At 71.0% G+C, this 14,207-nt stretch carries 14 protein-coding genes; 5 read left to right on the forward strand and 9 right to left on the reverse strand.

Features of this window, described 5'->3' with window-relative positions; all coding sequences use genetic code 11:
* Nucleotides 1–16 precede the first annotated feature (16 nt).
* Entirely contained in the window at nt 17–247 is a 231-nt protein-coding gene (locus tag OIE13_RS25385; RefSeq protein WP_326635851.1) for a DUF397 domain-containing protein, read from the forward strand.
* Between the two features lie 89 nt (nt 248–336).
* On the opposite strand, the gene OIE13_RS25390 is transcribed toward OIE13_RS25385, so the two are convergent.
* The gene (locus OIE13_RS25390; RefSeq protein WP_326635849.1) at nt 337–672 is read right to left on the reverse strand and encodes a hypothetical protein; all 336 of its coding nucleotides are present in this window, start codon (nt 670–672) and stop codon (nt 337–339) included.
* A gap of 65 nt (nt 673–737) precedes the next feature.
* Nucleotides 738–2,132, reverse strand: coding sequence for an NAD(P)H-quinone dehydrogenase (locus tag OIE13_RS25395; RefSeq protein WP_326635847.1), 1,395 nt, complete (start codon nt 2,130–2,132; stop codon nt 738–740).
* A gap of 153 nt (nt 2,133–2,285) precedes the next feature.
* Here OIE13_RS25395 and OIE13_RS25400 point away from each other — a divergent pair, with 153 nt between their 5' ends.
* The 4 genes from OIE13_RS25400 (at nt 2,286) to OIE13_RS25415 (ending at nt 7,320) form a co-directional block, all read left to right on the forward strand.
* The gene (locus OIE13_RS25400; protein WP_326635846.1) at nt 2,286–2,738 is read left to right on the forward strand and encodes a gamma-glutamylcyclotransferase; all 453 of its coding nucleotides are present in this window, start codon (nt 2,286–2,288) and stop codon (nt 2,736–2,738) included.
* Between the two features lie 62 nt (nt 2,739–2,800).
* Nucleotides 2,801–4,372 carry an IS1182 family transposase gene (locus OIE13_RS25405; RefSeq protein ID WP_326639485.1) on the forward strand — a complete coding sequence of 524 codons (1,572 nt, stop codon included), beginning with the start codon at nt 2,801–2,803 and terminating at the stop codon, nt 4,370–4,372.
* Between the two features lie 307 nt (nt 4,373–4,679).
* A complete protein-coding gene (locus OIE13_RS25410; protein ID WP_326635845.1) occupies nt 4,680–5,483 on the forward strand; it encodes a purine-nucleoside phosphorylase in 804 nt (267 codons plus the stop codon).
* Between the two features lie 181 nt (nt 5,484–5,664).
* On the forward strand, nt 5,665–7,320 hold the full coding sequence (locus tag OIE13_RS25415) for a phospho-sugar mutase (protein WP_326635843.1): 1,656 nt from the start codon (nt 5,665–5,667) through the stop codon (nt 7,318–7,320).
* Nucleotides 7,321–7,424: 104 nt separating this feature from the next.
* Here OIE13_RS25415 and OIE13_RS25420 read toward each other — a convergent pair whose 3' ends face one another.
* From OIE13_RS25420 to OIE13_RS25450, 7 genes are all read right to left on the reverse strand, one after another.
* Nucleotides 7,425–8,180, reverse strand: a complete 756-nt coding sequence (locus OIE13_RS25420; protein WP_326635842.1) for a heme ABC transporter ATP-binding protein — start codon at nt 8,178–8,180, stop codon at nt 7,425–7,427.
* Nucleotides 8,177–9,286, reverse strand: coding sequence for a FecCD family ABC transporter permease (locus tag OIE13_RS25425; protein ID WP_442811503.1), 1,110 nt, complete (start codon nt 9,284–9,286; stop codon nt 8,177–8,179). The genes OIE13_RS25420 and OIE13_RS25425 overlap by 4 nt, the downstream gene beginning before the upstream one ends.
* A complete protein-coding gene (locus tag OIE13_RS25430; protein WP_326635840.1) occupies nt 9,283–10,260 on the reverse strand; it encodes a heme/hemin ABC transporter substrate-binding protein in 978 nt (325 codons plus the stop codon). The genes OIE13_RS25425 and OIE13_RS25430 overlap by 4 nt, the downstream gene beginning before the upstream one ends.
* Nucleotides 10,261–10,871: 611 nt before the next feature.
* A complete protein-coding gene (locus tag OIE13_RS25435; RefSeq protein WP_326828833.1) occupies nt 10,872–11,615 on the reverse strand; it encodes a hypothetical protein in 744 nt (247 codons plus the stop codon).
* A 33-nt stretch (nt 11,616–11,648) separates the two neighbouring features.
* Nucleotides 11,649–12,728, reverse strand: a complete 1,080-nt coding sequence (locus OIE13_RS25440) for an adenosine deaminase (protein WP_326635835.1) — start codon at nt 12,726–12,728, stop codon at nt 11,649–11,651.
* A gap of 178 nt (nt 12,729–12,906) precedes the next feature.
* Nucleotides 12,907–13,260, reverse strand: a complete 354-nt coding sequence (locus OIE13_RS25445) for a cupin domain-containing protein (protein ID WP_326635834.1) — start codon at nt 13,258–13,260, stop codon at nt 12,907–12,909.
* 38 nt (nt 13,261–13,298) lie between these two features.
* A complete protein-coding gene (locus OIE13_RS25450; protein WP_326635832.1) occupies nt 13,299–13,892 on the reverse strand; it encodes an AMIN-like domain-containing (lipo)protein in 594 nt (197 codons plus the stop codon).
* Between the last annotated feature and the right edge of the window lie 315 nt (nt 13,893–14,207).

Below are 14,207 nucleotides of genomic sequence, written 5' to 3' on the forward strand. Positions count from 1 at the left end.
TGGAGCCGCACCGCTCATGTCTGCTCCCGAGCACGCCCCGATTTCCTGGCACATCAGCAGCTTCAGTGCCGACGGTGGCGGCAACTGTGTCGAAGCGGGTCCCGTGAACGACGGCACCGGACGTGTCGCCGTACGGCACAGCAAAGATCCCGATGGACCCGTGATCCACTACACCCGCACGGAATGGGACGCCTTCGTCTCCGGCGTCCGTGCCGGAGAGTTCGACTTCGGTCCGGGACCTGTCTGAAGAACCAAGACGGTTGAGCCGGACCGATTCCGCACCGGTAAGGTTCATCGGGTTCCTCCGGAGCCGCCCACCGGTTCGGGAGCACTCGACTACAGGGACGACGCCTGGCGGTCACTCCCGTGCTGAGCGGGCACCTCGGCCAGTGAGGCCGAGACGGCTGAGGTCTCCTCCTGGCCGAAGGTGATCACCATGTACCTGCCGTTGGCATAGCTGACCACAGGCCGCCCGAGCGTCTCGCCCACCCGGCGGGCGACCGCCTGGAACAGCTCCACCATCTCCGGCGTGTCGGCGCTCACCCTGAACCATCCGTTGGCGACGAGCTGCTGGGCGACCAAGGGGGCGAAGTTCGCCTCGCTCCGGACCCTCTCCTCCGCGCTGAGAGGGGTGCGCCGAGGCGCGGGCGGCGTGCCGAGAGGGTGGGGCATGGCTGATCTCCTTGTGATCGCGGGCCTCCCAGGATGCCAGCCGTGCCTCCCACCCGGGGGCCACGTCAGATGCCGCTGGGGGTCATGGGCTGCATGAGGCGGCGGGCGGCCTCGGTGATGGAGCCGGACAGGGAGGGGTAGACCGCGAAGGTGTGCGCGATCTGGTCGACGGTCAGGCGCTGCTGTACGGCCACCGAGACCGCCAGGATCAGCTCGGAGGCTCGGGGGGCGACCACGACACCGCCGAGGACGATGCCGGTGTGCGGGCGGCAGAACAGCTTCACGAAACCGTCGTTGAAGCCCTGCATCTTGGCGCGGGCGTTGGTGGCCAGCGGCAGCTTGACGATGTTGGCCTCGATCTCGCCGGCCTCGACCGCCCTCTCGGCGACGCCCACGGCGGCGATCTCGGGGTCGGTGAAGATGGCGGAGGCCACGGTGGCCAGGCGGAGCGGCTGCACGGCCTCGCCGAGGGCGTGCCAGACGGCGATCCGGCCCTGCATGGCGGCGACCGAGGCGAGCATCAGGACCCCGGTGCAGTCCCCGGCCGCGTAGACGCCGGGCGCGGAGGTGCGGGAGACCTTGTCGACCTGGATGAAACCGCCCCGATCGAGGGTGACCCCGGCCTCCTCAAGACCGATCCCGGCGGTGTTGGGGACCATGCCGACGGTCATGAGGCAGTGGCTGCCCTCGGCGGTCCGGCCGTCCTCCAGCGTGACGACCACACCGTCCGCGGTGCGCTTGACGGATTCGGCGCGCGAGCGGCCCATGACGTTCATGCCTCGGCGGCGGTAGACCTCTTCGAGGACCTCGGCGGCGTCGGCGTCCTCATTGGGCATCATCCGGTCGCGGGAGGAGACGAGCGTGACCTCCGAGCCCAGCGAGCGGTAGGCGCCCGCGAACTCGGCGCCGGTGACGCCGGAGCCGACCACGATGAGGTGCTCGGGCAGTTCCTCCAGGTCGTACAACTGCCGCCAGGTGAGGATGCGCTCGCCGTCGGGCTCGGCGCCGTTCAGGATACGCGGGGTCGCGCCGGTCGCCACGATGACGACGTCGGCGCGGATCGTCCTGTCTCCGGCCCTGACCACCTGCGGGTCGACCAACCGCCCCGGGGCCTTGATCACCTCGACGCCCTCGGCGGCCAGTCGCGCGGCGATGTCGGCGGACTGCGCCCTGGCGAGATCCTTGACGCGCTTGTTGACCAGCGGCATATCGGCGATGACGCCGCCGACCTCGCCGTCGGGGCCGCCGGTGAAGTGCACGCCGAGCATGCTGGCGTCGAGAAGCGCCTGCTTGCGCGCGGAGGTGGCGATCAGCGTCTTGGAGGGCACGCAGTCGGTGAGCACGCAGGCTCCGCCGGGGCCGTCCTGTTCGACGACGGTGACCTGCGCTCCCAACTGGGCGGCGACCAGCGCAGCCTCGTATCCACCGGGCCCGCCACCAATGATCACTATCCTCGTCACGTACCCTATTCTCCCGCATGGCGGGACCGGCCATCGCTCAGCATCCCTCCCAAAACGCGAAAGTCCTCCAAAACCGCCGTAATTCCACGGGACACCGGCGTGGCTTCGAGGCTGGGTGAGCGTCTCGCGGATCTTCGATTAGTGTTGGCCAACGTGCCTGTCTACGCCGCTTACGGCAGCAACATGGACCCGAAGCAGATGGCCCAGCGGGCCCCTCACTCCCCGATCAGGGGAACGGGCTGGCTCCAGGGCTGGCGTCTGACCTTCGGCGGGAACGATCTCAGCTGGGAGGGCGCCCTCGCCTCCATCGTCGAGGACGCAGCCGAGCAGGTCTTCGTCGTCCTCTACGACGTGCCCGAGTGGGACGAGAGCTCTCTCGACCAGTGGGAGGGTGCGGCGCGCGGCCTCTACCACAAGGTCAGGCTCCGGGTGCAGACCCTGGAGGGCGAGGTCGTGGCGTGGTTCTACGTGCTCGACGGCTACGAGGGTGGGCTGCCCTCGGCCCGCTACCTCGGCATCCTGGCCGAGGCCGCCGAGCGCGCGGGCGCCCCCGACGACTACGTCAAGGAACTACGCGGCCGCCCCTGCACCTCCCTGGGGAGCTAGAAGTGCACTGAAAATCTTGCGTTCTGGTCCCGCCTCGGATGATTCGGGGCCAGACTCGTTGCGTGCAGGGTGAATGGGCTGGAGAACCGGTAGGGCCGGATGTGTGGCAGACCTGCCGGGAGCTGATCCCAGCCGGGAGCGTTTTCGCGTTCCTGGCCGAACATCGGCAGACGCTGTTCCCAGCAGACATGTTCACGGACATGTATCCCTCGGCGAACGGGCGGCCGAGCATGCCGCCGCAGGTGCTCGCCACAGTGATCGTCCTGCAGAGCCTGCACGGGCTGTCGGACTTCGAGACGGTTCAGGAACTGCGTTGTGACCTGAGGTGGAAGGCCGCCTGCGGCCTGGGTCTGTACGACACCGCGTTCGACCCGTCGCTGTTGACCTACTTCCGACGGCGCCTGCAGCGCTCGGCCGATCCGAACCGGCTGTTCACCAAGGTCAGGGAAGTCGTCGCGGCCACCGGCGTCCTCAAAGGCAGGCAGCGCCGGGCGTTGGACTCCACCGTGCTGGACGACGCGGTCGCCACCCAGGACACCGTCACCCAGCTCATCGCCGCGATCCGCCGGGTCATCCGCGACGTCCCCGGCGCCGAGCCGGTCGCCGCCCAGTGGTGCACCGCCCACGACTACACCGACCCCGGCAAGCCGAAGATCGCCTGGAACGACCAGCAGGCGCGGGACACACTGGTCGACGCCCTGGTCACCGACGCCCTTAATCTCATCGCTCACGTGCCCGGCCAACCGCTCGGCGAGACGGCGGCAGGCGCCCTCGGACTGCTGGCACTGGTCGCAGGACAAGACGTCGAGCCCGCCGACGGCTCCGACGGCCGATGGCGGATCGCCCGGCGCACCGCCCACGACCGCATCGTGTCCACGGTCGACCCCGAGGCCCGCCACATCCACAAGAACCGCACCCGCCACCAGGACGGCTTTCGCGCACATGCCGCGTTCGAGCCCGAGGCGGGGCTGTTCACCGAGGTCGCCCTCACCGCGGGCAGCGGCGCGGACAACCACGAGGCCGCCGTCGCCCGAAGCCTCCTCGCCGGCGACGACGATGCCCTGACGGTACTGGGCGACACCGCCTACGGCACCGGCGACCTGCGACAGACCCTCCAAGCCGACGGCCACACCCTGGTGATCAAGCCGCCGCCGCTACGCCAAGCCGTCCCCGGCGGCTTCACCACCGACGATTTCCAGGTCGACACCCAAACCGGCCGCGTCACCTGCCCGGCAGGCCACACCAAAACCCTCGGCCGCCCGCTGGCAGGTGGTAACCGCCAGGCCCAGTTCAAGATCCTGTGCCGCACCTGCCCACTGCGCGAACGCTGCACCACGTCCAAGACCGGACGCACCTTCAACGTCCACCCCCACTATGACCTCCTCAAAACCGCCCGGCAGCAGGCCGCCACCAGTCAGCGATGGCAGCAGGAGTACCGCCGCTGGCGACCACCCGTCGAACGCGCCATCGCCTGGCTGGTCGCCAAAGGCAACCGTCGCGTTCCCTACCGCGGCGTCCTCAAGAACAACATCTGGCTCCACAACCGCGCTGCCGCACTCAACCTCCGCCGCCTCATCAACCTCGGACTCACCCACACAGGCGGCGCCTGGGCACTGAACCCCGCCACTGCATAAGCCGCCGGGGCGCCTGCTCCGCGCCGATATCCACTCAAACCAAGATCTTCAGTGCACTTCTAGCCCTGTATTCCGCACATGACCCCCGATCGACCTGGGGTGATTACCTGCTGCACTGGATCAGGTATAGCTGCTGACCTGCAACGACGCGGCACATACGGAGAACGGGGCTAGCCGTGCTGGAAGAGGACGGACGGGGCGCTCTTCGGCGCCTGTCCGCGGCCGTCCGCCGGACGGCCATGGACAGGTAAGCAGAAAGCGGTACGGAGCGGACGAGACGCCACCGTCGGCCGGTACGCTCGGTGAGGTGAGCAATGATCCCTATGCACTCGCCACGGACGCCGCGGACACGCTGAGGAGCACCGTCGGCGTGGACTCCTTCGACGTCGCGCTGGTGATGGGTTCGGGCTGGGTCCCGGCCGCCGACGCGATCGGCGAGACGATCGCCGAGATCCCGGTGACCGACCTGCCCGGCTTCGCTCCGCCCGCGGTGGCCGGCCACGCGGGCCGGATCCGCGCCGTGCGGACCGGGTCGGGCAAGAACGTGCTGATCTTCCTCGGCCGCACCCACCTCTACGAGGGCCGCGGCGTGGAGCCGGTCGTGCACGGGGTACGGACCGCGATCAGGGCCGGGGCGGGCACGGTCGTGCTGACCAACGCCGCGGGGGGCCTGCGCCCCGAGACCCAGGAGGTCGGCGAGGCGGTGCTGATCAGTGACCACATCAACCTGACCGGTGCCAGCCCGATCACCGGCGCCACCTTCGTCGACCTCACCGACGTCTACACCCCGCGCCTGCGCGAGCTGGCCCGCGAGGCCGACCCTTCGCTGGCCGAGGGCGTCTACGTGGCCTTCCGCGGCCCGACGTACGAGACCCCGGCCGAGGTCCGCATGTGCCGCATCCTCGGTGGCGACATGGTGGGCATGTCCACGGTGCTTGAGGCCATCGCGGCCCGCGAGGGCGGCGCCGAGGTGCTCGGCATCTCCCTGGTCACGAACCCGGGCGCCGGTCTCGTGGGCGAGCCGCTCAACCACGAGGAGGTGCTTGAGGTCGGCCGCGCCACCGCCGCACGCATGGGCGGCCTGCTGGCCAAGGTCGTCGGCAAGCTGTAGGCCCCACAGCCCGGACCACACGGTCTGAGACCACACGGACCACACGATCTGAGACCACAGCCCGGACCACACGGTCTGGGACCCCCTGGCCGGGAACCGGTCAGAGGAAGCACCCGGCTTTCAAGAATCACCCTGGTTTCAAGGGTTCAACCGGCGACGGGCCCAGGCCCGAGAGGTGACAATGAGCAGCGATCTCGCGGGGCTCGCCCGTTCCTGGCTGGCCCAGGACCCCGACCCCGACACGCGCGCGGAGCTGGCCGAACTGCTGGAGAGCGGCGACGGTGACGCGCTGCGCGAGCGGTTCGGCTCGAAGCTGGAGTTCGGCACCGCCGGGCTCCGCGGCGAGCTGGGCGCCGGCCCCAATCGGATGAACCGGGTGACGGTCATGCGTGCCGCCGCCGGTCTGGCCCGCGTCCTCGGTCCCGGCAGGCATGTCGTGATCGGCTACGACGCCCGGCACAAGTCCGACCTCTTCGCCCGCGACACCGCGGCCGTGCTCACCGGGGCCGGACTGCGCGCCTCGGTCCTCCCGGCGCCGCTGCCCACGCCCGTGCTGGCCTTCGCGGTCCGCCACCTCGGCGCCGACGCGGGCGTGACCGTCACCGCCAGCCACAACCCGCCCCGCGACAACGGCTACAAGGTCTACTGGGGGGACGGCTCGCAGATCGTGCCGCCGATCGACGCGGAGATCTCCGCCGCCATCGACGCGGTCGGGCCGGTCTCCGAGCTGCCCCTCGGCTCCCCTGACGACCCCGCCTGGACCGCGCTGGACGACGGCGTCGTGGCCGCCTACCTGGAGGCGGTGACCGCGCTCCCGATCGGCGGCGCCCGCGAGCTGCGGGTGGCGTACACCCCGCTGCACGGCGTGGGCGGCGACACCCTGGCCAGGGCCTTCGCCGCCGCCGGGTTCGACGCGCCGGCCATCGTCGAGGCCCAGGCCGAGCCCGACCCCGACTTCCCCACCGTCGCCTTCCCCAACCCGGAGGAGCCCGGCGCGATGGACCTCGCACTGGAGCTGGCGGAGCGGGTCGGCGCCGACCTGATCCTGGCCAACGACCCCGACGCCGATCGCTGCGCGGTCGGTGTGCCGCTGCCTGGCGGTGGCTACCGGATGCTGACCGGCGACGAGGTGGGCGCCCTGCTGGGCGAGCACGTGATCGGGCAGACCTCCGGCGAGGACCGCCTGGTGGCGACCACCATCGTCTCCTCGTCGCTGCTCGGCAAGATCGCTGCCGGGCACGGGGTGCGCTACGCCGAGACCCTGACCGGCTTCAAATGGATCATGAAGGCCGGCCCGGGCCTGCTCTTCGGGTACGAGGAGGCGCTGGGGTACAGCGTCGGCTCCGACCTCGGGCTGCCCGTGCACGACAAGGACGGCATCGGCGCGGCGCTGACCGTCGCCGGGCTGGCCGCCCAGGCCAAACTCGACGGCCGTACCCTGCTCGACCTCCTCGACGACCAAGCTCGCCGCTACGGCCTGCACGCCACGTCCCAGCTCTCGGTCCGGGTGGACAACCTGTCCCTGATCACCGGCGCCATGACCCGCCTGCGCACCACCCCGCCGGTGGAACTCGGGGGCCGCAAGGTCGAGTCCACCGACGACCTGATCGAGGGCTCCGCCGACCTCCCGTCCACCGACGGCCTGCGCTACCGCCTGTCCGGCGACGCCCGCGTCGTCGTCCGCCCCTCGGGCACCGAGCCCAAGCTCAAGTGCTACCTGGAGGCCGTCGTCCCGGTCACCGGTGAGGTGTCCGAGGCACGGGAGCGGGCCGCGCGGGACCTCGACGCGCTGAAGTCGGGCCTGGCCGACGTCCTCGGCCTGACAGCAGGACAGTAGCCGCAGTCGGGCCTGGCCGACGTCCTCGGCCTGACGGCGGGACAGTAGCCGCCAGGCGCGACAGGCCGGGGGCCGGGGTCGGCCATCCGGTTCACGGGCCGGGGTCAGACGGCGCGGCGGGGGGCGACCAGCAGCGCGCTGCCGTTCCGGTGGACGTCGATGGCGCAGCCGTACACCTCGCTGAGGGTCTCCGAGGCCAGGACCCGGTCCGGGGAGCCGTCGGCGACGAGCCGCCCGCCGGACATGACCAGCACCCGGCCGGCGTAGGCGGCGGCGAGGTTGAGGTCGTGCAGGACGACCACCACCGCGTCCCCCGCCGCCGCCCGCTCACGGGCGACGCACATGACCTGCTCCTGGTGGCGCAGGTCCAGGGCCGCGGTCGGCTCGTCCAGCAGCAGGATCGGGGCACTCTGGACCAGGACCCGGGCCAGTGAGACCCGGGCCTGCTCACCGCCCGACAGGGTGGGGTAGGTCCGCCCGGCCAGGTGCGCGACGTCGGTCACCTCCATGGCCCGGGCGAGGATCTCCTCCTCCTCGTGGGCGGGACGGCGGGAGCCGTACAGGCCCATGGCGACCACCTCGGCGACGGTGAACGGGAAGGCCAGCGTGACCCGCTGCGGCAGCACCGCGCGCAGCCGCGCCAGCGCGGCCGGGCGCAGCGCGCGCACCGGCCGGCCGGCCAGGGTGACCGCGCCGTGTGTCGCGGGCACGTCCCCGGCCAGGACGGACAGCAGCGATGACTTGCCTGCGCCGTTCGGCCCGGCGATCGCCACCAGTTCGCCGGGCGCCACCCGCAGCGACACGTCGTCGAGCAGCCGGGCGGAGCCTGCGGTGAGGGACACCCCGGAAACGTCGATCATGCCCATCCTCCCTGCTGGGATCGGGTACGGCGGAGCAGCCAGAGGAAGAACGGGCCGCCGATGAGCGCGGTGAGCACGCCGATCGGCAGTTCGGCGGGGATCGCCAGCGTCCGGGCCGCCAGGTCGGCCGCGAGCAGCACGACGGCTCCGGCCAACGCCGAGGCGGGCAGCAGGACGCGGTGCCCCGGCCCGGCGGCCAGCCGGATGAGGTGCGGGACGACCAGGCCGACGAAGCCAATGATCCCGGCGGCCGCGACGGCGGCGCCGGTCAGCAGCGCGGCCAGCAGGATCACCCCGACGCGGACCCGCTCGGTGTCCACTCCCAGGTGCCGGGCCCCGCGCTCCCCCAGCGCCAGCACGTCCAGCGCTCGCGCGAAGAAGGGGATCAGCACCAGCCCCGCCGCGGTGAACGGGGCGACCGCCGCGACCACCGGCCAGGTCGCGCCGCCGATGCTGCCCAGGCTCCAGAAGGAGATCGAGCGGAGCTCGGCGTCGTCGGCCAGGAAGGTCAGCAGGCCGACGATCGCCCCGGCGACGGCATTGATCGCGATACCGGTGAGGACCAGGGTGACCACCTCGGTCCTGCCTCCGGACCGGGAGAGCAGGTAGACGGCGAAGGTGGCGATCAGACCGCCGAGGAAGGCGGCCACGGTCACCGACCACTCCCCGAAGGCGCTCACGCCCAGCACGATCGCGCCGATCGCACCGACGGCCGCGCCGGAGGAGACGCCGATGACGCCGGGTTCGGCGAGCGGGTTGCCGAAGACGCCCTGCATGGCGGCCCCGGCGACGCCGAGCGCGGCCCCGATGAGCACGGAGAGCACCACGCGCGGGAAGCGGATCTGCCAGAGCACCGCGTCGTGCGGTCCCGAGCCACCGAAGACCGAGGCGGCCACCTCCCCGAGGGGGACCGGGACGGCGCCGATCCCCGCCGACGCGACGCAGAGCGTGGCGAGCAGCACCGCCAGGGCGGGGATCAGCGCCTTCCTGAGCACCACGCGGCCGGATCGGGGTGTGGACGGCCGCGCCGGCGTCCCCCCGGTCTGGCCGCGGGCGGCGGCGGGTGCGCTGTGGGACGCCTCCGCCACGGTCTGTGCGGGGTTCACTTCGCCTGGAAGGCCGTGACGAGCTTGCCGATGGCCTGCCCGGTGCGCGGGCCCATACCGAGCAGTTCCAGGTCGTCCAGCGACACGATCCGCTTGTTCTTGCCGGCCGGGGTTTCGGCGACGCCGGGCAGCTTGAGCAGGCCGTCCACGCCGCCGACCGACTCCAGGCCCATCTTCATCACCAGGATGTGGTCGGGGGCGGCCTTCACCATGGCCTCGGCGGTGATCGGCTTGTATCCCTGGACGCCGGCGCCGGTGCCCGCGTCCTCGGCCCCGGCGGCGGCGATCATGGCGTCGGCGCGGGTGCCCGTGCCGCCGATCTGGTAGGTCTTGGACTGGCCGCGCAGGTAGAGGAAAGCGACCCGGGGCTTCTCCGTGCCCGCGGCCGCCGCCTTGGCCCTGGCCGCGTCGATCTCGGACTTGGTCTTGGCCGCCAGCTCGGCGCCCTTGTCCGGCACACCTAGCGCCTTGCCGATGAGCTCGATCTTGGCGGGGACCTCGTCCACGCCGCCGGCGCCGGAGGGCACCATGACGACAGGGATCCCGGCCCCCTTGAGCTGCTCGATGACCGGCGGCGGGCCGGCCTCCTCGGTGCCGAGTAGCACGGTCGGCTTGAGCGAGAGGATGCCCTCGGCGGCCAGCGCGCGCTGGTAGCCGATCTGCGGCTTCTGCCGCGCCTCGGGCAGCCCCATCGCGGACAGGTCCACGCCCACGACCCGGTCGGCCAGGCCCAGCGCGAACACGATCTCGGCCACGTCGCTGGTCAGCGGGATGATCTTTGAAGCGTCCTTGACCTCGACGCTGGATCCGTCTGCGGACTGCACGGTCACCGGAAGCCCCTGGGCCGCGGGGGCAGTCGAGGCAGCCGGGGCCGATGTCTCGGGTGCGGCTTCCGCCGAGGTCTCCGCCGTGCTCCCGCACCCGGCCAGGACGACCGTTCCCACAGCCAGTAGGGCGATCAAACCGCGCTTCATGCTTCTGCCTTCCCGCGGGCCCGCACATCGACGGACTCGCCGACCCCGATGTCCGCCGTACCGCGGAACGTGACGCCACCGTCGTCGAGCGGCAGCTCGGCCGGGAAACCCGCGAACTCGGCGGGCCGCCGGCAGATAGGCGCCTTGACACGTTCCAGAAGTACGACTTCCGGGTCATCTCACTTAAAAGTTAAGGTAAGCCTAAACTCAATTAGGCAAGCCTAACCTAATCAGGCCGCCCTCTGAGCGTCAAGATATACGGCCAGAAAAAGGATGAAACGCCCATATCCTCCTCGGGCGGTATTCGAGCACCAAGACGGGCGACGCACCGCTCGCGGAGCACCGCGGCGGGTGGTCCACCGGGTTCGAAGCATCGGGACGCGCGGTCTACCGGCTGCGGAGCACCGCGACAGACGGACCGTCGGTCACGAAAGCACCACGACAGACGGCCCGCCGGTCACGAAAGCACCACGACAGACGGCCCGCCGGTCACGAAGGCACCAGGATGGACGGCCCGCCGGTTGCGACGTATCGGGACAGGCCGGAACGGCCGCCCCTCCGGCGCCTCGGCCCGCTCAGTGAGCGGCCTTCAACGGCCGCGGGAGGAGCCGTCAGGCGACGAAGGCGGCGACCACGAGAGCGAGCGCGAGCACCAGGGCGACCAGGGCACTCGGCGCCCAGGTGACTTTGAGCCCGTCATTCCCGGTTCCGGTCTCGGACCCGTTCTCGGTCCCGGTCTCGGACCCGGTCACTGCCGCAGCCCCGTTCCCGGTTCCGTTCTCGGTCACTGCCGCGGTCCCGGTCCCGTTCTCGGTCTCGGGCACTGCCGCGGTCCCGGCCACGGAGGCCGTCCGCTGGGCGGCCTCGGCGCGTTCGGTGATCTGCTCGGCCACCCAGTCGGCGTGCGTCTTGCCCGCCATCGCCTCGTCAGCAGCCTGCTCGGCCTTCGAACGGACCGGCTCGGTCCTGAAGCGACCCCGGGCGGGCGCGGGCCTTCCCTTGCGCGCGGCCGCCGCCCGCTCGCGGGCCGAGGTCTGCGGCGCCCAGCAGCGGACGCTCCGGCCGCCGGAGGTGATCGTGATCGAGTGCGAGACCGTGACCTCGTCCACTCCGCTCCAGGGTACGAAGGCGTTCCGCAGCGGGTTGCGGACCAGCACCCCCTCCTCGGACATGACGATCACCGGGCGCAGGCAGGTGACGAAGACCAGCGCGGTCAGCACCCCCAGCACCGCCGCGGCGACCATCGAGGGACGGCCGTTGTAGCGGACGACCAGGTCCACCGCGTTGTACGCGGCGAACACCATCCAGAGCCAGCCGACGATCATCGCGAGGTTGGAGCGGAACACCTGCTTCATGGGAGAAGGCTCACTTCACTCGTACGAGCCCGGTCACGCCTGCCACTTGAGGCGCGCGAAACCGGGCTTGATGACGCCGTTGATGAGCGCCAGGCGCTCGTCGAACGGCAGGAACGCGGACTTCATGGCGTTGACCGTGAACCACAGCATGTCGTCCCAGTCGTAGCCGAACGCCTCCGACAGCTTGGCGAACTCCTCGGAGAGGCTCGTACCGCTCATCAACCGGTTGTCGGTGTTGACGGTCACCCGGAAGTTCAGCCGACGCAGCAGGCCGATCGGGTGCTCGGCGATGGAGGCCGCCGCACCGGTCTGCAGGTTGGAGGTCGGGCACATCTCCAGCGGGATGCGCTTGTCCCGGACGTAGGCCGCCAGGCGGCCCAGCTTGGGCTCGCCGTCATCGGAGACGGAGATGTCGTCGATGATCCGGACGCCGTGGCCGAGCCGGTCCGCGCCGCACCACTGGATCGCCTGCCAGATCGACGGCAGGCCGAAGGCCTCACCGGCGTGGATGGTGAAGTGGGCGTTCTCCCGCTGGAGGTATTCGAAGGCGTCGAGATGACGGGTGGGAGGGTAGCCCGCCTCCGCGCCGGCGATGTCGAACCCGGCCACCCCGGCGTCGCGGTAGCGGACCGCCAGCTCGGCGATCTCCATGGACCTGGCCTGGTGGCGCATGGCGGTGAGCAGGGTGCCCACCCGGATGCCCCGCCCCTTGGAACCGGCCCTGAAACCCTCCTGCACCGCCTCGATGACCTCTTCGAGGCTCAGCCCCCTGGAGGTGTGCTGCTCGGGCGCGTAACGCACCTCGGCGTAGACGATGCCGTCGTCGGCCAGGTCCTCGGCACACTCGGCGGCGACCCTGACCAGCGACTCGCGCGTCTGCATGACGCCGACCGTGTGGTCGAAGGTCTCCAGGTAGCGCACCAGCGAGCCGGAGTCGGCGGCCTCCCTGAACCAGGCGCGCAGGCTGTCGGCGTCGGTCGTCGGCAACCTGTCGTAGCCGGAGTCGCGGGCCAGCTCGATGATGGTCTCCGGCCGGAGCCCTCCGTCGAGGTGGTCGTGGAGCAACACCTTCGGAGCCAGACGGATCTGCTCAAAAGTGGGTAGCTGACTCATCTACATCCTTCCAGCGGGGAGACCTCGACTTTAGTCACGGGGACGGGGTGCGGCGCGGTCCCGCGTGTTTCGGGTGACGTGTTCACGACCGGCCCATCGCGCGTAAGGGCCGGGACCCTCGGCTCTGGCATGGCCGAGGGTCCCGGAGCCGCGGACCTGGTCGACGTCGTACGGGCGGCTAGTCGTCGCGGTTGGCGGTCTCGGGAGAGAAGGCGGGCAGGCAGACGGCGACGTATTCGGCGCCGTCGGGGCCCGAGCTGTAGCGGATCCGCTCCCCCGGCTCGCACGTGAACACCTGCCCCGCGCCGACCTCGGTGGTGCCCCCGTCGTGCTCCACGACGACCGTTCCGCTGAGCACCAGGGTGTACTCGGCGAACTCCGGGGTCTGGGCGGGCTCCTCCCACCCCGCTGGGGCGATCATGCGTGCGATCGAGATCCGATCGTCGCCGCTGTTGACCCGGCCGACGTATTCGTCGATCGTCTTGCCCCCCGGAACGGGAATCCGCGTCGCGCTGTCGATTTTGCGTACCATCAGACCAGTCTGTCACTGGTCTCGGGGTGCGGCGCCTCTCAGTTCGCGACGTCGATGACCAGCCGGTTCGGGCTCTTCTGCTCCAGCACCCGGAACGGCGCCCTGCGGTCGAGGACGATGCCCACGCTCACCACGGCCTCGAAGTCGCCCGTCTTGACCACGTGCTGGACGTTGCCGAGCTGCGCCTGGAACACCGGCCCGCCCGTCCAGGTCGTCTTGCCCGCCTCGGTGTGCGCGACGGCGGGGTTCATCGTCAGCTGGAGGTAGGCACCGCCCTTGACGTCGACCCGGTCGCCGGAGCCGTCCTGGACGAGCTCGGGCACCCACCGCACCGTGTAGCCGGGCAGGTCTCCCTTGAGGTCGATCACTACGCGGTCGAACCCCTGATGCTGGGCGAACCGGGCCCCGGTGACCGTCGGCGGGGTGCCGGCGGCGCGGTCGACCTTGATCTCCTTGGTGCTCATCGGGGGCTGCAACTCGGCCGGCGCGGCGGAGGGCGTGGCGGTCGGCGTGACCACCGGGGCCGTGGCCGCCGGGGCCCCGGTGGACGGGGGCGCGGTCTGGGTGGCCGAGCCGCAACCGGCCAGCAGGAAGAGGGGGACGAGCGCGAGGGAAACGAGGGTGCGGTTCATGTTGAGCCTCCTGCCCCGTTAGATGCCCAGGTCTCCGGAGAGGTTCACCCTCTGCCGTCCACATGCGCCCCGAGAAGATCCTGACAGCTTGTCGAAGGGCGAGTCAAGTACCGCGATCATGGTAAGACCCGCGGCGATTCGCGGCACACGGCCGTGAAGTCGGGGCGAGCGGTGCGGAGGCAGCGGGGATGCCGCCGCCGGGCCCCGGTATCCGGCGGTTGAGCAGGCCGGAGGCCAGTCCCTGCTCGTCGGCGATGTGGTCCCAATCGGGGTATGTGGCCCGGGCTCGGTCGTCGGTGAACACGAACCTGACTC

It is taken from the genome of Streptosporangium sp. NBC_01810 (assembly GCF_035917355.1).
Classification (GTDB): domain Bacteria; phylum Actinomycetota; class Actinomycetes; order Streptosporangiales; family Streptosporangiaceae; genus Streptosporangium.